The organism is Niallia sp. Sow4_A1 (assembly GCF_052116745.1).
GTDB classification, from domain to species: domain Bacteria; phylum Bacillota; class Bacilli; order Bacillales; family Cytobacillaceae; genus Niallia; species Niallia hominis.
Genome location: NZ_JBQKKM010000012.1, coordinates 64797 through 85238 on the forward strand (window position 1 = coordinate 64797; position 20442 = coordinate 85238).

At 33.0% G+C, this 20442-nt stretch carries 19 protein-coding genes and 1 pseudogene; 15 read left to right on the plus strand and 5 right to left on the minus strand.

Annotated features, from left to right (window positions below; translation table 11 throughout):
• Window positions 1-352 precede the first annotated feature (352 nt).
• The 11 genes and pseudogenes from ACTQ5K_RS08930 to ACTQ5K_RS08980 form a co-directional block, all read left to right on the plus strand.
• A pseudogene (locus ACTQ5K_RS08930) lies at window positions 353-576 on the plus strand (transposase); the annotation flags it as partial.
• Window positions 577-1156: 580 nt separating this feature from the next.
• Entirely contained in the window at window positions 1157-1882 is a 726-nt protein-coding gene (locus ACTQ5K_RS08935) for a hypothetical protein (RefSeq protein ID WP_251629366.1), read from the plus strand.
• Between the two features lie 764 nt (window positions 1883-2646).
• Window positions 2647-4107 (plus strand): hypothetical protein, encoded by a 1461-nt coding sequence (locus ACTQ5K_RS08940; RefSeq protein WP_251629368.1) that lies wholly within the window; start codon window positions 2647-2649, stop codon window positions 4105-4107.
• A 350-nt stretch (window positions 4108-4457) separates the two neighbouring features.
• On the plus strand, window positions 4458-4724 hold the full coding sequence (locus ACTQ5K_RS08945) for a hypothetical protein (protein ID WP_251629370.1): 267 nt from the start codon (window positions 4458-4460) through the stop codon (window positions 4722-4724).
• A 78-nt stretch (window positions 4725-4802) separates the two neighbouring features.
• Window positions 4803-5285: a hypothetical protein gene (locus ACTQ5K_RS08950; RefSeq protein WP_251629372.1), complete on the plus strand. Its 483-nt coding sequence runs from the start codon at window positions 4803-4805 to the stop codon at window positions 5283-5285.
• 110 nt (window positions 5286-5395) lie between these two features.
• Window positions 5396-5785: a hypothetical protein gene (locus ACTQ5K_RS08955; RefSeq protein WP_441131177.1), complete on the plus strand. Its 390-nt coding sequence runs from the start codon at window positions 5396-5398 to the stop codon at window positions 5783-5785.
• 112 nt (window positions 5786-5897) lie between these two features.
• Window positions 5898-7268, plus strand: a complete 1371-nt coding sequence (locus ACTQ5K_RS08960) for an SIR2 family NAD-dependent protein deacylase (protein ID WP_251629375.1) — start codon at window positions 5898-5900, stop codon at window positions 7266-7268.
• A 20-nt stretch (window positions 7269-7288) separates the two neighbouring features.
• A complete protein-coding gene (locus ACTQ5K_RS08965) occupies window positions 7289-7510 on the plus strand; it encodes a hypothetical protein (protein ID WP_251629377.1) in 222 nt (73 codons plus the stop codon).
• Between the two features lie 71 nt (window positions 7511-7581).
• Window positions 7582-8850, plus strand: coding sequence for an ADP-ribosylglycohydrolase family protein (locus ACTQ5K_RS08970; RefSeq protein WP_251629379.1), 1269 nt, complete (start codon window positions 7582-7584; stop codon window positions 8848-8850).
• Window positions 8851-9556: 706 nt separating this feature from the next.
• Entirely contained in the window at window positions 9557-10303 is a 747-nt protein-coding gene (locus tag ACTQ5K_RS08975; protein ID WP_251629381.1) for a restriction endonuclease, read from the plus strand.
• Window positions 10304-10499: 196 nt separating this feature from the next.
• Window positions 10500-10694 (plus strand): antitoxin VbhA family protein, encoded by a 195-nt coding sequence (locus ACTQ5K_RS08980; RefSeq protein WP_251629382.1) that lies wholly within the window; start codon window positions 10500-10502, stop codon window positions 10692-10694.
• 925 nt (window positions 10695-11619) lie between these two features.
• Here the strand turns inward: ACTQ5K_RS08980 and ACTQ5K_RS08985 are convergent.
• The 4 genes from ACTQ5K_RS08985 to ACTQ5K_RS09000 all read right to left on the minus strand — a co-directional run bounded on the left by ACTQ5K_RS08985 (window position 11620) and on the right by ACTQ5K_RS09000 (window position 14006).
• Entirely contained in the window at window positions 11620-11772 is a 153-nt protein-coding gene (locus tag ACTQ5K_RS08985) for a hypothetical protein (RefSeq protein WP_441131179.1), read from the minus strand.
• 20 nt (window positions 11773-11792) lie between these two features.
• Window positions 11793-11975: a cyclic-phosphate processing receiver domain-containing protein gene (locus ACTQ5K_RS08990; protein WP_311298479.1), complete on the minus strand. Its 183-nt coding sequence runs from the start codon at window positions 11973-11975 to the stop codon at window positions 11793-11795.
• 220 nt (window positions 11976-12195) lie between these two features.
• On the minus strand, window positions 12196-12426 hold the full coding sequence (locus ACTQ5K_RS08995) for a hypothetical protein (protein WP_251629383.1): 231 nt from the start codon (window positions 12424-12426) through the stop codon (window positions 12196-12198).
• Between the two features lie 161 nt (window positions 12427-12587).
• Window positions 12588-14006: a polysaccharide deacetylase family protein gene (locus ACTQ5K_RS09000; protein ID WP_251629384.1), complete on the minus strand. Its 1419-nt coding sequence runs from the start codon at window positions 14004-14006 to the stop codon at window positions 12588-12590.
• A 271-nt stretch (window positions 14007-14277) separates the two neighbouring features.
• Here ACTQ5K_RS09000 and ACTQ5K_RS09005 point away from each other — a divergent pair, with 271 nt between their 5' ends.
• Both ACTQ5K_RS09005 and ACTQ5K_RS09010 read left to right on the plus strand, forming a co-directional pair.
• Window positions 14278-15609 (plus strand): GntT/GntP/DsdX family permease, encoded by a 1332-nt coding sequence (locus ACTQ5K_RS09005; RefSeq protein WP_251629385.1) that lies wholly within the window; start codon window positions 14278-14280, stop codon window positions 15607-15609.
• Window positions 15610-15967: 358 nt separating this feature from the next.
• Window positions 15968-17017: a C45 family autoproteolytic acyltransferase/hydolase gene (locus ACTQ5K_RS09010; protein WP_251629386.1), complete on the plus strand. Its 1050-nt coding sequence runs from the start codon at window positions 15968-15970 to the stop codon at window positions 17015-17017.
• A 99-nt stretch (window positions 17018-17116) separates the two neighbouring features.
• Here ACTQ5K_RS09010 and ACTQ5K_RS09015 read toward each other — a convergent pair whose 3' ends face one another.
• Window positions 17117-17962, minus strand: coding sequence for a MurR/RpiR family transcriptional regulator (locus ACTQ5K_RS09015; RefSeq protein WP_235252281.1), 846 nt, complete (start codon window positions 17960-17962; stop codon window positions 17117-17119).
• 180 nt (window positions 17963-18142) lie between these two features.
• Between ACTQ5K_RS09015 and gnd the strand changes: the two genes are divergently transcribed.
• Both gnd and ACTQ5K_RS09025 read left to right on the plus strand, forming a co-directional pair.
• Window positions 18143-19039, plus strand: coding sequence for a phosphogluconate dehydrogenase (NAD(+)-dependent, decarboxylating) (gene gnd, locus ACTQ5K_RS09020; protein ID WP_031536817.1), 897 nt, complete (start codon window positions 18143-18145; stop codon window positions 19037-19039).
• Window positions 19040-19212: 173 nt separating this feature from the next.
• Complete coding sequence (locus tag ACTQ5K_RS09025; RefSeq protein ID WP_031536818.1) at window positions 19213-20247, plus strand: C45 family autoproteolytic acyltransferase/hydolase; 1035 nt, start codon at window positions 19213-19215, stop codon at window positions 20245-20247.
• Window positions 20248-20442 lie beyond the last annotated feature (195 nt).

Here is a 20442-nt window from a genome sequence, read left to right on the forward strand (position 1 = left end):
GTTTTACATTAATCGAATTTTTATGTAATTTCTATCCCAACACCGATATTCTTGGTGAAAACAAGTTAATTTAAAAAACAGTAAAACATCAACAAACGTTGATATACAATGTTTGTTGGTGTTTTTGTATCTTGGAAAGATGGTTGAAAAGCTTCTATATAGTAATATATAGAACATTTTGTTAATATTATTGTCTTTTCTATCCGACTTTCATCAATAAATTCATTTATTAAACCATTAGAACAACTATGGATACTACTAATGTAATTTCTTATAATATCCAAAATATGCTAATATATTGACATAGGACCTATTGCTTATGAGGAGGGAAATTATGTCAACGAAGGCTGAAGGCTTAATAAATTGGCTTATAAAATATAAAATACCTTTTCAGCTATCCAAACATTTATGAGCTACGTAGAGAAAGACATAAAAGCAATTACAGCTGCATGTTCCCTCTCGTTTAGTAATGGAATAACGGAAGGGCATGTTAAACGACTCAAAACCATTAAAAGAATGATGTATGGACGTACGAGCAGCAAGCTATTAACACAAAGAGTATTATTAACTTTATAGGGAAAATGTTTTTCTGAAAAAACATTAAAATTCCTTCCTATCCAGACATATACGTTTTCACCAAAAGTGCGTAAGAACCAGAAAATGACACAGTTTCTGCTCATTTAAGTGACACACCTTACTGGAAGTTAGATTAAAACCAATATCATTTGACATGGGGCCTCTACGAACATGATTCTCTTATAAAACGAAGCCACACAAGGATTTTTCCTAATTGACTAAGGCTATCCTGTACGCTCCTTCATGTAAAATCCACGTATCTAACTGGAAAAGAGTGTCCCAATTTATCAAGCGAAAAGTGTTTCATCCCTTTCAAGCGGCCACAGCGCTAAGGAATCCTTTTCTATATATTGAGAATATGAGGTCGGATTTCCATATTTTTAATTCCTGCTTTTATAGAATAGGGATATAGTAGGTAGACTAACGCGTCACGATTTTTTTGTCAGACCGATCATTTAATAAAAATTGATTTTATTTACTTGGTGTATGTTTTAGGTATAAAGTAGTATGTTCTTTCATTTTCCATTATAATGGAGTATATGGATGGAAAATTATAGAATAGTAGACTGGGGTGTTTAAAGTGGGTTTTTTAAGAGAGTTAGGGAAATTTACAGGAAAAGCTACTGGATTTGTAGTAGGGGGAGCTGTAAATGTGGTAGGTGAAGTAACGGGAAGCAAATTCATTAAAGAAGTAGGTGAGGGAGTTAAGCAGGCTTCTGAATTTGCTGGTGATACATTAGGACAAGTTGCTGATGGAGCATGGAATACAGCTGCTGGTATTATTCAGAAGGACGATGATAAAATTGAAAATGGATTAGGAGATATAGGAAATTCTGTTTCACGTACTGCTAAAGGTGTTTATTGCACTGCCAAGAATACATACAAAAATGGAAAAGACATCTATGATGGATTTAAATATAATGATGATGAAAAAATTAAAAATGGTACAGTAAATATTGCAAAGACTGTAGCTGTTGGTGCATTAGCAGTTGGAGTGGTTGATATAGTTGATGGAGTAGATATTGGTGATCCTACAGGAGATAATCATAGTTTAGCAGATGCAGGAAGTCCAGAAATAGATTCTAATGGATCAGATTCCAATTTGGAGGCACAAGCTGATATAAATCAATCAAATGAAAATCCTGGAATAAATCATGTGGAACCACATTGGAGAACTCTCTCTGACGGAAGAGAGATATATGTTGATGGAGATGGTAACCCTAACACTCAATTAACTACAGAAGAGGGTGGAGGTTGGATTAGAACTAATCCAGATGGAGATCCAAATAATAATTTGAATTCGTAAACAATTATAACTCTTTTTATGAGGGATACATAAAAAGGACTCCTAATCTATTTTACCTATGTCTGTGTTAATTTCAAAGATACATAAATTTATAAATTCCTGCAGATTATGTTTTAATGGAGCTAATTATGGACGGACAATTATTAAGGCAAGCTCTAGTTAGATGGATAGTCTACACTTAGCTGGACAGATATTTTAAGGTCAAGGAGAATGAACAGATTAAGCTGCAGTACATGTTAAATCTTGTGGAAAAATTGAAAGAAGAGATATGGTAATTAGAGTTGATGATTTTATAAAGATTACAATAGATTTTATGACATTTTTATAGATGGATTTTTTAGTATCTTATCTTTGAAATCTAACTGGGAAATAGTGAATTTATGTTTAAAATAAAGATGATTTATGAAGTTTCTTAATAAAAATTATGGCCTCCACCGTGGCATCCATATGGCAACAAACTTAAAATAAGAAGAAATAATTTATAATTACTAAAAGCTATGAAATCAGACCCTCCGTATGGACAAATGTCCATGGGAAGGGTCTGATCCCATATTCAAGATATGTTTAGAAAAAGGGGCCGAACCATACGGTGTGTTAGTCACCAAAGTGGCGCACCCAATGTGGTGAATCCTTGATTATAAACTAAGTTCTAGAGTGTTAAGTGTAAAACAATCAACCCTGTAAATTACTGGTTAATCCGAAGAAATCTTTATAGAACGCGTCAGAAAACGACTGCTTGAATTTAATCAATGGGAGGAATTTGTTTGAAACAGGATTTTTTAAAGTTAATTTCTATTTTAATTGGGCAGGAACCTGGACATTTAGTGTCAGATAATCAGGAGAAACTTCACAACTTAAGTAAGCGATTTAATGAGACGTTACAAATTACTAGAGTGGAAGAGAGATTTCATACAGAAATGATGTATGAAGGCAAAAATTGCTTAATTCCACCGGTTCCGTTTGCTAGTACAAACAAGCAAGACGAACCGTTAGCTTTTGCTTTTTTGGGCTTAAACCCTAAATTGTTTTTACATAACGAAACAACCATTAATGAAAAGCGTAATGCCGGCAATACTTGGGAGCAATATGCTACTTCCTATACCACCAATCAACGGAATGAACCGAATATCGGCAATTTTTATCGGAAACTAACAATTTTAATGGAATCTTTAAAGAATAAGAGATTGGTAACTTGGTCCGAATTTAATCAAGGTTGTAAAAATGCTGAGGAGAAACTAGTAAGATATTTAACAGCTGTTGAGAGGGATCCTATTTTTGTAGGAGAATTTATTCCGCTTCATTCTTCCAAGATTAAAGCATATGATAAAAGAACAGTTCAAATGCTGAGTCAAAAAGTGAAGGAATATGAGCCTTATTTAACAGAGCTTTTTACTATTATTTCTAACAAACTATGTCCAAATGGATGGCTCATCACAAATGGAAAAGCTTCTAGTGCTGCATTAGAAATATTCATTGAAAATCATTTCCTTAATGGCCACTTTTCTAAGATTCTCGATAAAAGGGATGAGGGTTATACTTGCTATGAATGGGAGCATAATGGTGTTTATCGAAAAGTTCTTCTTTTGCACCAATTTTTGGGGATAAGAGGAGGGAAGTTGAACAGTTATTATGATATTGAAATCATGCTACATAATGTTCTAAAAGCATTTGATCTATCCCATACTAGTCAGGTTAGGGATATGTGGGAAACGGATGGAATTTGGAATGAGGAATTGGAAATAGAGATAGAGGAAGAGGAAGCTTCTATAGAGATTGAAGAAGAGGGTTTCATGCAAGCTATAGAAAATGGATATGAAAGTTTTGGTCAATATGCAGAATTAGCCGGGAAAATTGATCAATTTATTGTAAACGAAATGACTCATTCTGCTTATCGAATGAAAAATATTACGGGTGGTGTGGGATACCACGAGAGCCCTGATGGTAAAATGAACAGCTTTGCCAAATTATTTAATCACAAACACCCTTTTCTTCTCCTGCGTTTTGGGAAAAAATCAGAGGGGGATCATAAAGGCATCGTAAAGCAAATAGAATTTGATCGAAAACTTGGACTTCAACCAAGAAGAAATCTAGCAAACCTTTATAATTATCCTAATGAAGCCTTTGTTTATTTGGAGAACCTTGCAAAGCATAACAATGAAATAACATGGAAATTTGTTAAGAAAAATATTAATGAGGCTTTTGGTGTTTATTATAAAAAAGAATAAAAATGGATCTTTATATTAATTGCTTTAAATGAGTACTGTTAAATGGGGAAATTTCCATTTAAATAGAGGTAATAAGAATTCTATGCCACTTAAAGTGCGTTTTTAATTTGATCAAGGGACACTTCATTTTGGGTTTCACGAGGCAAACATTTAATTTATTAGATAAATAAGAAAAAAATGGATATAATAACAAATTAATCCTTGATAATTTATCCAAATTAAGGTAAAATGTAAGAGTAAATTAATTTAATAGTAGACGAAACCCGTAGACACACCCTAAGTGTGCCTGCGGGTTTTTTTGTCGTAATTTTTTTAAAAATTTAAAAGTTAAATTTTAAAGGGGGAAGAGTATGTTTAATTGTTTAAAAAATTATTTTAATGTGGAAAAAAGGGAGATTTATGTTGGGTTTAAGTTTGTCATTAAAAGGGTGTATCGTGAAAAAATAGTTTATTTAAAATGTGAAGTTATTTCAAATTCACATCCAAATTTTTACTTAGTAAAAGTTCAATCAAATTATAATAATACCGTTTATACAAAAACGATTCATAAAGATGATTTTCCTGAAAATTTTTATGAAAATATGATTCTTTCCTATAAGAATTTAACTTTCATTTAACAATTAAATAATCCCTGTTCTTTTTAGAGCAGGGATATAAAACTTATTCCCCCTAAAAATAAAAATGAGGTGAACAGAATGTTTGAAAATGCTGTTGTCATCGCGATATTTAAAAAAGAAAGTAAGAGAATGGTTTTAAAAATTGATTACGTAAAGGCTTTAGATCATTTTTGGTTAGAAACAGAGGATGAAAATGGCAGCCTTATTGAAAAATCAGAGGTTGTGATTGAATGGAGTGAATGTAAGAAATTGTTAGAGCGATATAAAGTCATATACTTAGAAAAAGAATATATGAATCCGGAATTTTATCAATTATTCTATGATACTTTCTACCAAATCAATTATAGCTCATTTTCTCCCCAGCAGCGGATTCTGTATATTCTTCGTTTATTCTACAATAAAACAAAAATAAAAAAGAAAAGGATTCTTGAAAAGTTTAGTATGAGTGATATGCAATTTACTCGAGATTTAAGGGAGCTACGAAAGTTCTTGGCTGAGGAAGGAAAAGGAATTAAATATAATCGCTTGGATGATGTATATGAATTAGTTGAATTAATTTAAAAATGTTTTATAAAGATCAGGGCACCACTGACTCCTTCATCAACACGGTATGTTTATCTAAAATTTATAATACTATTATAAAAATTGAAAATAAAGAGAGGGGAAAAACGATGATATCAAGTGAATATGGTATTAAATTTGTGTGGGATCAATGGAGAAATGACAGATTAAGAGATGAACGAATCACATTTAATGCTAATAACCGTGTATTTAGTAAATATTTCATTCCAATACATTCAAAAATGCTTGTTTATGTATTAGGGAGTGTTCAACAATTGCAGGGGGTGTATGAAGTAACTGGAGATTATCGTTATTCAGGAGATCCAAGATTTAACGTTGAATTACCAGTGAGGCTTTTATTGGATAAAGAGATTGGTTTGGCAACTAGTGATATTAAAAGACACATTTCCTCCTTTAACCCTTCTACACAGGGTATCAGTTATCAGGCAATCAGTAAGCGTATATTTGATAAATTATTGAGCGATCTCAAAAACAAGTAGTATCCGTTTTTTTAAAGATAAAATCAATTGGAGATCAATAATGTACGTTGATCTCAGTTTTATCATTAATAGTAGTTAAATTATAGAAAGTTCATGAAAAGGAGAGGATACTTTGGGTAAAAAGATATTAAAGGTTCTGGATGATTTTTATCAAAAAACTATGGCTGAAGGTGATGAAATTCATTTAATGGAAGGCAAGATAAAAATTTTAGATTTGAATTTCAAAAATGAATTTGGAAATTTCATTCTCTGTGAGTATATCGATCAGGAATCTAATGAGGAAGATCCAAAAGATAAAATCGTCAACCTCGGTCATCTCGCACACTCTAATCATACTTTTGAAATTGTTGGTACCATTCATGTACCTGGCTATCGAAACCTCTTAGCTGGAATAGGGTTCTATGTATATCACCGAAACTCCAAGGTTACAAAAGGCTATTCTTTTCAGGAAACATGGGACATTGTTTACCGATATGGAGCTACAAATGCTATGGCTTCTTCCAGTCAATCAGGAATCTTTTTTAGTAAATTGATAGATTCTGTTGAAGGGCTTCCCTCATTAGATTCTTTCTATTGGAAAAAGAATGCTTATGATGAAAATGGAAAACCATATGCACCGCTTTCTAAAAAAGCTGAAATAGAGTTAAGAAGGGGAATGCGATATGCAGCAAGGTCATTAATCAATGATAGTATCCGAAAAACATATTCTCCACCGACTAATTTGAAACAAATAGAGAAACTTGCAACCATGATAAGGGATGCAAAAAAGATAACTGTTTTAGCTGGTGCAGGTTTAAGCACCAATAGTGGAATTCCTGACTATCGATCCCCTTCTCTTGGACTTTGGAAGAAAAATCCTGCGATTCTGCAAGATTTAAATGAAGAAACATTTTTAAATGATCCTTACGCATTTTGGGGAAGCTTTTATACATTACTTCAATCCTCCTTACAGCATGTCACCCCATTTCTAAACCATGAAGCATTAGTTGCGACAATACAAGCAATAGAGCCTAATCAGGGACATCGATTTTTCTCGTGGCTTGAAAAAGACATGGGTAAAGATATAACAATTATTACGCAAAATGTAGACGGGTTATCTCAAAAAGCTGGAAACATACATGTTATTGAAATGCATGGAAATATATTTACATGTTCATGTCCAAGTTGTGATAAATCCTATGAGTTGAGCCAGCTTCTAAAGGAAAAACGAATCCCGACATGTAGCTGCGAGACTGTATTAAGACCAAATGTCGTATTTTTTGGTGATCAAGTTCATGATTTTGAGATGGCTCAAAAAGCAGTGAGTGATGCAGATTTAGTATTAGCTGTAGGAACTTCTTTACAAGTATCTCCTTTTAATCAATTACCGAACTACCTAGAAAATGAGGCTAAATTTGTCCTAATTAATGGTACAAAAACGGAAATGGAGGATATTTTGGTCTTGAGGTGTTGGGAGATATATCGAATATTTGCTATAAAGTGAAAGAACAACTTAAAGGATAAATGGGTTTTGAACAAGATTTACGAAGAAATTTTAAAATTATTTACATCAAAAAACGCACAAATAATTTCAGTGTACTGCAAAAATTTTATGAAAAAAGCGAGGGAGCTTGTGGGGGGCAGCCTCCTCGTGTTGTGGTCAGTGATAGTACGGATCTGAGTATTAATACGTTTATGGAAGTTCTAAAGAAAACAAGTCTGCAATTAATGGATAAAGGCGGTTAGTACAGCAACATTTGGTGTTGATATGATGGGTAAAATATGTTCATGAAACCAATATGTAAGGGGGAAGCAATTTGTTAAATAGAATAAAAGGTGGATTAATTGGACTCGCTGTTGGCGATGCATTAGGTGGAACTACTGAATTTATGTCGCCAGATGAAATTATAAGAGTTCACGGAAGAGTGACAGATATAATTGGTGGTGGAGTTTGGGACCTTGAACCAGGAGAAACCACAGATGACACGGCGATGACCATTGCCGTAGCAAAAGGAATAATTGAAAACTCTAAAAATCCCATTGAAGCTATTGGCCGATATTTTTTAGACTGGTTTAACACAAACCCTAAGGATGTTGGGATAACTATTCAAATTGCTTTTTACAAATATAAAGAAGACTGGGCAGAAGCGGCAAAAGAGGCTCATTTTGCGCTTGATGAAAAAAGTGCCGGTAATGGCAGTCTTATGAGATGTCTCCCTATTGCATTAGCATATACAGATCTGAAAAAAATGGAAGAAATCACATACCTTCAATCAAAGATGACTCATTTTGATGATGAAGCGGCTCATACTTGTATTATTTACAATCGAATTGCATACAGACTTTTACATGGAGAAGACTTAAAGGAAGTTATAGAACAGGAAGCAAGAAATACCATTTATGAAAAGGAATTGTATGAAAAACCTAATTGTCCAGCTGATGGATATGTTGTCCATACGATGAAATGGGTTCTATATTGGCTGTTAACTTGTAAAACCTATAGAGATGTTGTTGTAGAAGCAACGAATCTTGGCGGGGACAGTGATACCATCGCTGCAATAGCTGGAGGATTAAAAGGAATAGAAGTAGGATGGAGCAATCTGCCTCAAGAGTATGAAGGGAAACTAAAAAATAAAGCAGAGCTCATAGAGTTAAGCCATTTACTTTTTTTCACTAGAGGTTGTAATACAGCATCTATAAAAAATGAAAAAGACCACTATATTTCGAATTTGAAGAGAAACACAAAGACATTAATAAAACTCATTGAACATCAGGCACCTACTAGTGAGCAAAATGAACTAATGAATCAAATTCAGAAGGACATATACTTAACAAGAATAATTTTCAATGAAGATGATCCCAAAGAGAAAAAATCGTGGCTAGATATGGAAATACGCTATAGACGATCAAGAAGATTAGCAGATTTAGGTGCACCTAGCATCATTAAACAACATGAATTAACATGGTTATACATCATGATTCACCACTTTGACCTCACTTTGAAGAGAATCAAACCAAGATTCTCAAAGGAACAACTAGAAGAATTAGCAGCATGGAGACAGCTGGAAGAAAGCATGCAAGATTAGAAATTGGGGAAACGGAAGGGCGTGTTTCTTGTTCCAAACTTCAGTCGGGATATTTTGTTTTTTACTTACCTGATTAAGATGAAAATATATTATTCAGTAGAGTGAAGGATTTATTAAGCTGAGAAGAGCGGTGGCAATATGAGCAATTGGATGAGTTGTCACGCAGGTTGTGGATACCGAGACACCTCTGATTATGGTTGGTATGTATGTACTAAGTGTGGAAGAAGAATTTGTTTTACTTGTGCAGCAAAAGAACATTTTTGTTCAGATTGTAAGTTTGGAATGTTAGAGCCTTTATCTAAATAAATTATAGATGAGGTAAATTATTGTTTTGAGTAATAATGGTACGTTGATCCGTTCTTTATGTAAAAAAGAGTATTTTTTGATCAAAAATTGGTTAAGATTTTTTTCAATTTCTTACTGAATTATGAGAACTTTAATGATTAAACCTTACTCTCTAAGAATTTTTACTAAGGAATAGTATGAAATAAATAAGGCTCAAATCTTTTTGTACAGAGGGATTTGGGCTTTTCTTTTATTTTCAGACAGTTTAATTTTTCTATCAATGTTTGAGGGGGAAAAATAATACCTTCAGTTGATTCTTCAATAGGAGTTAAAAATATTTTACTGGTATGATTTTAAATTTATATATGATATTTCTCCTTCTTGGTTATCTTATAAATAGAAGCAAGAAGGAGTGAATGAATTGGCTAAGCGCAGGAAATATAAAAGAAGGAAAAAGGGGATTTTACCGAATATTGTAATTGTGATTTTTGGCATTTATTTATTATTCATGTTTATCATTCAATTCACTGTTCAAGTTATAAATGATATGAAAACAATGATAAGTTCTTTAGGTATAAAAGAATGGGCATGTATTCTACTATTTGCTGCGTTTCTTTATTTTTTATATCACCTTGCAAAAGTAAAGGAAAAGAAATATCAAGAATGGAGAATGCAAGAACGTAAAAGAGAATTAGAAGAATATAAAAAACGACAAATACAACAAATGCAAGATAAAGCAAAGCTAGATGAAATAAAAAACATGGATGCATTTGAATTTGAACGATTTATTAAAGAAATGTTTGAACTAATCGGTTACAAAGGAAAGCTAACTCCAAAAACAAATGATGGCGGAAAAGATATTATTTTAAAGGATGGCAAAGATATTCTTTTAGTAGAATGTAAAAGATACACCTCCAAAAAGGTATCTAGAACGGAGATACAGAAACTGCATAGTGCGATTATAGATATGAATGCAAAGAAGGGATATTTTGTTACGACAAGTGAGTATTCCAAATATGCAATTGATTATGCAGCCAATAAAGAAATCGAGCTAATTAATGGAGACCAATTAATCAATATGCTTAAAAATATTAATAGGGAACGAGAGCGGTATGAATCACTAAGGGAAGATACTTTGGGAGCGGAAAAAATAATAGTTTATTTTTAATTTTTTATGATCTTTTTTTTCTGAATAAATATTCCTCTTCTAGTGTTTTGTTTTATTTTTGTCTAAATAGATAAATCAGCATAGAAGCAGATGAATATAATGGAATTCGTAGAATAGGTTAAAGGAAGTAGGAAAAATAAATAAAAAATAAAGCCACCAGTCAGCTGTCAGATTATTTTAGATTGGAGTAATCAATATGACAAACTCTAAATATACAGAGGAACAAATAAAAAAGGCAATGAATAATGCAAAAGCAAGTTTAGAAATAGAAGGTTATATAGTTAAGAAAGAATATGAAGAACTTGTTCGTAAAAGTTTACTTGGAGAAATTTCAGAAGAGGAATTTCAAGAATGTGCAAAAAAGCTAGTGTTGAAATCGAAGCGCTGCTAACGATAAACAATAAGATGTTGTTCTAAAAGTTTTTTCTTGGGTATAGCCCTTTTTCAAGCATTTAAATTAGAGATTTATTACTGTGTACAATATGCTATATGATAAAATTATGTAGGCTGGTTCAATTAAGCATTTTTGAATAGGAAAAGAAATTTAATTTTGATCCAATTTGGAAATAGGTATAATCTTTCTTCGCTGCCATGTTCAAAATTGGCAAAGAAGAGTCTTGTTTTTGAATAATGGTAGGACTTCAATTGAAAATTCAACAGCCTAGGTTATCAGCTTTTAATAATGAGCCAGTAATAAATTGATTTTGTGTTCCTATTTGTGATGATAGTTTGGTTTTAATTGACCATTTTTTATGATCGTTTTTTATAGCTCCATAAGCTGCACATTTTTGTCTGTTCCCAAGAAACTATTTTGCTCTCTAAATACTCCTTTTTTCCGTTTCTTATCTAATGGTGTTTCTATTTGTTAAAGGGTTTTTTTGAATCTTTTCAGCAGAAATGGGGGCTTGTAGATTCCATTTTATGTAAAAAATATACTCTGATAAAATGTTTTCTAATGGCCTCCACCGTGGCATCCATATGGCAACAAACTTAAAATAAACAGAAATAATTTATAATTACTGAAGAAAACAAAAAACCGCAAACCCCTTGATACATAAGGATTTGCAGTAACTATCGGTAACTCTAAATAATGAACAAGAATACAAGACTCGCCTTTGACAGGCAAGGGGTCACTGGTTCGAACCCAGTACAGGTCATTCATTACAGGAGGCTCAAATCCTTTTTTATTACGGGATTTGAGCTTTTTCTATTTTCTATTCAGATGGAACAAGTTCGTTTTCTTGGTCATAAAAATAAAAAGACCTCCTTGGTTTAAAACTGGAGGCGGATTGTGTTAACTGAATAGTTTTTTAGCATTATCCAGAATATTTATTTGGAGTAATAGAGTAATGATAAATCCCAATATCTTCATCTATAAAACCTCTTTTTTGAGCTGCTTTAAGAGTATGAAACATATTTTCTCTTCCCACTCCATTATCAGTATGCAGGTAGATTTTATCAGCACGCAACCCGTTTTCACACATGTATTTCACAAATCATACCCAGTAGGCAATAGATGGCCATCTGAATCTTCTCCTAAGTCATGATCAAGAGAGAGGATATGAATTTTATAATTTTTAAGATAATCTATAGCTTCTTCCATATTTCTTGCAATTGTATAGCCGATTGGACAGTCTCTTAAATCATCGACGTATAGATTGATTATGTTCATGGGAAACAACCTCTCTAATATAATTGTTATTTGGATAAAATTGTTTAAATGTAATCTCTCCTAGTATAAATGCACATTGCTATATTTAATAGTAATACAATTGGTGGTCAATCCAATTTAAGTTAAACTAGATTGACTATCAAAGTATTAAGAAACAGGGCAAGCAGAGAGTAAAAGTAACTTCTAGCCTAGATAATAGGGAGGAAGTTATAACAAAAAATCAAAACCACCGTCTTCTATTTAAAGTATTTAAAGGAACATTTGGACCTAGATAAGGATAATATGCTTGGGTTCCTTGTGGTCTGGGAGCGATCTTGAACATTTGGCCACCTATCATGTAGTAATAACTATCTCCATTTCCTAACATCTGTTGATTCCAAGCTCCATATGTTGGCTGAGGAAAGTTTTGATAAATCACTCCGTTAAGCCCAGTAATGACTGTTGGTTGCATAAGTGAACCTCCTTCATTTTTTGCTTTTATAATATGTAAATCATCTTAGTTAGTTGGTTGTCCATCATTAAATAGGTTTTTGCGTTATTAAAATAACGGTTACTTAAATATTAATAAGGGAAGTAATTTTCATTGTCCCATAAACAAATAATCTCCTCATCTCAATTGTTTTCTCGCTCCTCTTGAATTTCACGTAATTGAGAAATAGTCACTAGTTGATATCCTTCCTTTGTTAGCTTCTCAATAATTTCTACGGCAGCATCAGCACTTATATCGTAAATATCATGGAGGAGAATAATACTTTCATCCTTTGCTTCTTTCATGACCTTTTCCACAATTTTCTTTTTTGTTGGCTGTTTCCAGTCTTCTGGATCAATGGTCCAAAGAACGATTTCTTTGTCAAGTTCTTTTTTAATTTCCTTTTGCATTGCTCCATATGGAGGACGAATAATTGTTGTTTCCAATCCTGTTATTTCTTTTAGTAAGGTATCTGTATCTTGGAACTCTTTTAAAGCCTTTTTCATTGTCATTTTAGTTAGAAGAGGGTGATCCCAAGAATGGTTTCCGATTTCATGTCCTTCTTTGATAGTCTGCTGAATGATAGCAGGGTAATATTGAACCCGCTCGCCAAGAACAAAAAACGTTGCGTGACCGTTATTTTTCTTTAATGCGTTCAAGATTTTTTTTGTTGGTTTATTACTTGGTCCATCATCAAAAGTTAAGGCGATGACTTTTTTTGACGGATCAATTTTCGCTACATCTGGTAATTCTGTAGCCATTTTATTAGGAGTTGTTTCGGTAAGTTGATTATTATTTTTTTCATTATCTTGATAGATTGGCAACAATTTATCTTGTAAGATTTCTTTTTTGATAGCTAGTTCTTGAACTCCTTGCTCTATTGTAGCGACCTGATTTTCAGGGAAATAGAAAAGAATGAAATCATTTAGAACCGCAAAATTTTGAAAGTTTTCTTCTTTAGGAGCTGTTCCTAGTTTTAATAATCCTTCGTCAGCTGCAAGAACGTTATCCTTCATTAGTTCACAATAACTAATTTTTGAAAGGCTAAATAAATAATGGCTGTTTTCTTGGAAAAGATCTTTTAGTGTTAGCTGTTTATGTGTTTGTAAATCAAATGTTAAGCTTTCTGTTTTCGAAATTCCGTTAGTCCCTGTTATATATTCATAGGTTTCAAAAAGAATAGAGATGGTCTGCTTGCTGTAATGGGTGATTGAGTAAGAAATATGTAAGGAAGTTTCTTGTGTTTTTGGGACATTGGCTTTTTGAATATGCTGATCATATTCGATAATCTTATTTGCAATATATTGCTGTAATGAGGAAGTTATCGTTTTATCTGGAAGGATAGGATAACTAGTCCAGTACCCACCGTGCTTTTTGTCCTTTACATATGAATTTATTTCAATAGTTTTATAGTTTTTATCATATTGTATTTTTACCTCTGGTTTTTTGGCTGGCGGTTCAGCAGCTTTCTTTTTTTCACTTTCAAAAATTTTAAATCCAAAAAATAAAAGGCTGAGGCAAAAAAAGGATATTAAATATTTTCTCCATCTAAGGCTTTTCATGATGATTTAGCTCCTTGCTTGTAATCTATAAGTTGATCTCCATTATATAGACGTAATAGAAGGCAGATTGGTTTTACATTTAAAGAAATTTTTTGGGGGAATTTTTCCTAATGCAAAGCTGGGAATAATGACAAGGATTAAACTCAATTTTTCAGAAATATTAAGAATAAAAAATTTTCTTTAATAATGGGTTGATAAAAGAAAAAATTTTTCGTATAATAAAAACATCAAATGAAAACACTTTCAAACGTAAGGGAAAAGGGGTACAAAGATGGATGCCTATTTATTAATTATTGCATTACTTTCCATAGTTATTGTTATTTTAGGAGTTTCACTATTAAAGTGGCATGCTTTTATCAGTTTAACAGTAGCAAGTTTATTTCTAGCCATTTTTTCAGGATTATCTTTTGATAAGATTGTAAGCGCTTATGAAACTGGTGTAGGCGGCGTGTTAGGTCACTTAGTAGGAATATTAGCATTAGGGACTATTTTGGGGAAAATGCTTTCAGAATCTGGAGCAGGATTAAAAATTGCTAACTTTTTTGTAAACGTTTTTGGGGAAAAGAAATTACCATGGGCAATGTTTTTCTCTGGCTTTATTATCGGAATTCCCGTATTTTTTGAGGTTGGTATTTTAATATTATTGCCATTAGTTATATCTATTCAAAAAGCAACAAAGAAGAATATTCTATTGATAGCATTGCCTGGTATTGCTGGATTGTCAATCGTCCATGGCCTTGTTCCGCCACACCCTGGTGCGATTGCGGCAATCGGAATTTTTGATGCTAATTTAGGAACTGTATTATTATATTCACTGATTATTGCGTTACCTGCTGGAATCATTGGTGGACCATTATTTGCGAAGTGGATTAATAAGCGTGTTTTTCCAAAGGGAGAATCTTCTCTTATCACTGCAGAACCAATAGCAGAAGATAAATTGCCAAGTACTGGCGTATCATTTTTATCTATTTTATTACCTGTTATTTTAATGATAATTGGAACAGCTGCACCTTATTTGACGATCTTTTCAGAAGGAGTAAGAAATGTACTTGCCTTTCTAGGTAGTCCATTATTAGCACTATTAATTGCTGTATTCTTTGCCTTCTATTTCCTTGGTATACGTCAAGGAATGAATAAAGATAGTATTAAAAAATTTACAGAAGACTGTTTTTTACCAGTTGGTTCCATTTTATTAATCATTGGAGCAGGTGGAGCGTTCAAACAGGTGTTGATTGATAGTGGAGTAGGGAGTACGATTGGAACAATGTCGGAAAGCTTATCTTTATCACCACTAGTATTAGCTTTCATAATTGCTGGATTAATTCGAATAGCTACAGGTTCAGCAACAGTTGCTTTAACGACAGCTGCAGGAATTGTTTCCCCAATTATTGCTGGAATGTCAGGAGTAAATGTGGAGCTGTTAGTTATCGCAACAGGTGCAGGTTCTCTAATGTTCTCTCATGTAAATGACGCTGGATTCTGGATGGTAAAAGAATACCTTGGGTTAACAGTAGAAGAAACATTTAAAACTTGGACAGTTCTAGAAACGGTATTATCATTCGTCGCATTTGCAGGAGTGTTAATATTAGATTTAATTGTTTAATAGAATCCCTATAGTGGAAGAAGCTGGGATATAAGTATTCCCGCTAGTGATAAACACGAACAGTTATACAAAACATGTATAATTTTTCGTGTTTTTATTTTAAAGAAGGTTTCAATAAAAGTATGTGTTAATCCGCAACATGAAAACACTATGCTTTCTATTGGGCGAGCGATGAGTACCCTCTTTATGTTAATTAACAGGAAATGTTTTTAGTTTAAATTTAGAATATTCTTTTATTTTAAGCAAATAGATATCTCAATTTTGAAAAAACATTTACCAAAAGCAATTTACTTGTTATTCTCTAAAAATATAGTATAGTTATATTCTCCATATGGAAGCAATTAAAGGGGAAATGTTGATGAAACAAGTATATAGTGATTTCATTCAATTTCGTGGAAATCATTATGATTTTGGATATGTGCAAGGACAATTATTGAAGGAATCTCCTATTTTGCCTAATCGAATAAAGCATTGGACATCAAAGCGGAAACGTTATTTTACCATAAATGAAAAAGAATCCATCCAGCTTCTTAATAAGTTTATTCCGGGAATGCTAGCAGAAATCAATGGCCTAGCAGACGCTCTCCACTGGAAACTCAAAGATGCATTAAGGGAATTTGGTGGCCATTACGTCGAATATGCAAGAAGTGGCTGTTCGATCTTAGCAGGATCGAATTACTTAATTAGAAACTATGATAGTCATCCTGGTTCATACGAAGGGCGTTACATGATATATCAGCCAACTGATACGGGTTATGCTATTATTGGTCCATCTATGCAAATAACTGGAAGAATCGATGGCATGAATGAAAAAGGTCTAGTGATGGGCTATAATTTTATTAATCGAGTTGGTTCTGGGGATGGTTTTATATGTAATATGATTGGTCGAATAATCTTAGAAACATGTGCAAATGTGGAAGAAGCAATTGCTTTATTAAAGGAAATTCCTCATCGAACTTCTTTTAGCTATGTATTATTAGACAATTGTGGAGAAGCATACGTGGTAGAAGCAACTCCAAGGTCAGTTATTGCAAGAAAATCAAATATAAGTACCAATCATTTCGAAATCTTAAAGGAAGAAAACCAACATCAAATGGATGACTCCATAAGAAGAAAGCAGAAAATAGAAGGACAACAAGGCAGTTACTCCAATGTATATGAAGCTTTTCGCATATTGAATGATAGGGATAAAGAAGTGTTTTCAAATAAGTATAATGCTTGGTCTGGAACGCTTCACACCGCAGCATATCTCCCTCATGAAAAAAAAGCATGGTTTGCGATTGGTAGTGATCGAATGCCTTTAATCATTGATTTGGATTCCTTTTTGAAGGGAGAAAAACTGAATTTAAAAAGAATTAAAGGAAAGCTTGAATTTGATACTCCTTTTATTAATATGGAGATATTATAATAGTTTGAATAGATGAAGGGAGCTAATTATGGATTAACCATAACTAACTCCCTTTTTGGCTTTGTTAAAACACGGAAGTAGTAAGAATCGTTCGTTCCCTTATATTCTTGTATCCGATATAGCATTTCTGATTCTTTCTAATGATTGATTTGCAATATTTTTATTTAAAATCATCACATTTACATATAATGCATCAATTAAACTAAGCTGACCAATTCTTGAAGATAAAGCTTCCGAACGGTATTCCGTTTCCTCAGAGCTTGTGAATAGAGCTACATCTGAATTCTGACCGATTGGTGATCTGGGATACCCAGTAATTCCAATGGTTTTAGCACCATTACTTTTAGCTGTTTTCATTATGCTAATAGTATCTTTGTTAGTACCAGAGTGTGAAATAATGACAGCGACGTCCTGTTCTGATAGTTGAGAAGAAGACATTAGCTGAAAATGAGAGTCTACGAATGAAAACGCTTTAATTCCAGTTCGTACAAATTTATGGAAAGCATCCATTGCAATAACAGCTGAACCACCTGTACCATAAAACTCTACTCGTTTTGCATGTAATAATAATTCAACTGCTTTTTGAATAGAATGGCCGTTTAGTATTTCCAATGTATTTTCAAGTGTTCGTACATTGGATTTAAATACTTTTTCAGTAACGGTTTTGACACTATCATTTTCGCTAATTTCCTCATGAATTTGCTGAATTGGTTCAATTACTTCAGAAGCTAAAGCTATTTTCATTGCTTGATAGCCTTTAAAACCAATCCGCTTACAGAACCGAAAAACCGTTGCGTCCGCAACGCCTAAATCTTCTGCTAATTCATTGATGGTGGAATGAATGATTTTTTCAGGATTCTCAAGAATGTAATCAGCGATTTTTTTTTCTTTTTCACTTAGTCTAGCGTAATAGGAACGAATTTTCCCAAGACAATTTTGCGCCATAGACTTCTATCCTTTCCAAATTAATATAGTTGTAGTATAACACAATTAGTCTCTTGAAAAAATTTTTCTTATTATAACATTTTTTTTCGAAAAATATTCGTAAAGGGGTATTATTTTCGAAAAAAATTTCGTATAATTATTTATATAGAGAAATATTTTTTCAAAAGGAGAGAATAACGAATGAACATCGGTCTTATTGGTTTAGGAAAAATGGGATATAACTTAGCTTTAAATATGGTGGATCATAAGTATAGTGTAACAGCTTTTGATATAAATGAAAGCGCTGTAAAAGAAATTTCTCATAAAAATGTAACAGGAGTAAATACAATTGAGGATTTAGTGAAAAATCTGCCTACACCAAGAGTAATTTGGCTAATGGTTCCTGCCGGAGAAGTGACAGAAAATGTGTTGTGCGAAGTAAAGAAGTATGTGGAAACAGGGGATATTATTATTGATGGTGGTAATTCTCATTATAAAGACTCGAAAAGAAGAGGGCTTGATTTAGAAGAACTTGGCGTTTTCTATTTAGATGTTGGTACAAGTGGCGGTGTAGACGGGGCTCGAAATGGCGCTTGTATGATGATTGGCGGCAATAAAGAAATATTTGATAAGGTTGAAGAATTGTTTAAGGATTTATGTGTGGAAAATGGCTATACGTATGCTGGTGTATCTGGAAGCGGCCATTTTCTGAAAATGGTTCATAATGGAATTGAGTATGGCATGATGCAATCCATTGCAGAAGGTTTTGAGCTACTGGAAAAAAGTGAGTATGATTTTGATAACGAAGGTGTGGCAAAGGTTTGGAATAACGGTTCTGTCATTCGTTCTTGGTTAATGGAATTAACGCAAAATGCTTTTTCTAAAGATCCAAAGCTTGAAGGTATTAAAGGTGTAATGCATTCTTCTGGTGAAGGAAAATGGACACTGGAAACAGCATTAGATTTACAAACGGCTATGCCAGTTACAGCATTATCTTTAATGATGCGCTATCGTTCATTAGATGAAGATACATTTTCAGGTAAAGTTGTTGCGTCTTTACGAAATGAATTTGGCGGCCATAGTGTAGAATCTAAATAAAACGAAAAGTCCTTTAGCAAGTATGTTTTGCTGAAGGACTTTTTTGAAAAAATGGACAACTAGAACAGACTAAAAAGAGCAGCCATTGACAGGAAATTATCTTTAATTGCAAGTATCATGGAGGTGAGATTCATATGAAAATAAACCAGAACTAAAAGTTGGAGGTACTAGTTATGAAGAAATTTGAGGTGAAGATAGTTCAAATTAGAGAAGATAGTTCTTTTAATATTGGGATGAAAACAGGACAGCACATACTGGATAGTTCTCTTGTTCCGATGTGGAATAAGATTTTCGAGCATGACATTGACTATAAAAATATGCGCTCCATATTTTCATCCTATACTCCCCATCTACTAGAAGAGTTGGAAGGACTAGCACAAGGATTGGGAATTTCATCTATTAGAGCTGCATCCATGTTTAGTGGTTATGATGTTCCAAAGATAGATGCGATGGGGTGCACGGCTATACTTACAGATCAATATTATGTTAGGAACTATGATTTTTCCCCCGATTTTTATGATGGTATTTTTAGTTTAGTCCAATCAAAGACAGCACTTGCCACAGCAGGATATAATCTCCAAATTTTAGGGAGACACGATGGAGCTAATCAGGAAGGATTAGTAATGGGACTAAACTTTGTAAGTTATAATGGATATACAAAAGGTATTTCACCTTGGACAGCAATCAGGATGGCATTGGATACTTGCTCCACAGTCGATGATGCATTTGCTCTGCTAAAAGAATTACCGCATTCAGCGTGTTATAATTTTTCCTTGGGTGATAAAAAAGGCAACATTGCGGTTATTGAAGCAACCCCGGAAAAAATTTGTATCAGAAATGATGATTCCCTTTTATCATGTGTTAATCATTTTCAAACGCAGGAACTCCAAGAAAAAAATAGATTATCTATTGATGGTTCGATCAAAAGAAATAATTATTTACAATCATTTTATGGAGATAAACTAACACAAGACGAGATGTTTAAAATTTTCGCAAATAAACGCTCCCCTGTATTTTTTACAGATTATGAAAACCTATTTGGAACACTTCATACCTTTTCCTATTCCTTTAATAAATCGAGAATTATTACTTCTATAGCTCAAGGGAAGGAAGCTTTGGATTTTAATTTTAATAATTGGGTGAATGGGAAAGATATTGCCAGCAATAAAATGACTGGTTTAATCGAGAAAAGTAATTCGTTTAAATGATGTATGCTAGTTAATGTCTAAAACCTTGATATATAAGGGATAAGGCTTTTTTATTTATATCGTAATTAAGTTTAAGAAGGATTAATCTAGAAGTTGACGGGTAGTTCAATTAAAAAGAAGGGACTCATAACTATCGGAGTTTAGTGGATTAGCAATGAAACTATTAATTGAAGATCTTTAATTTTCAACAATAGA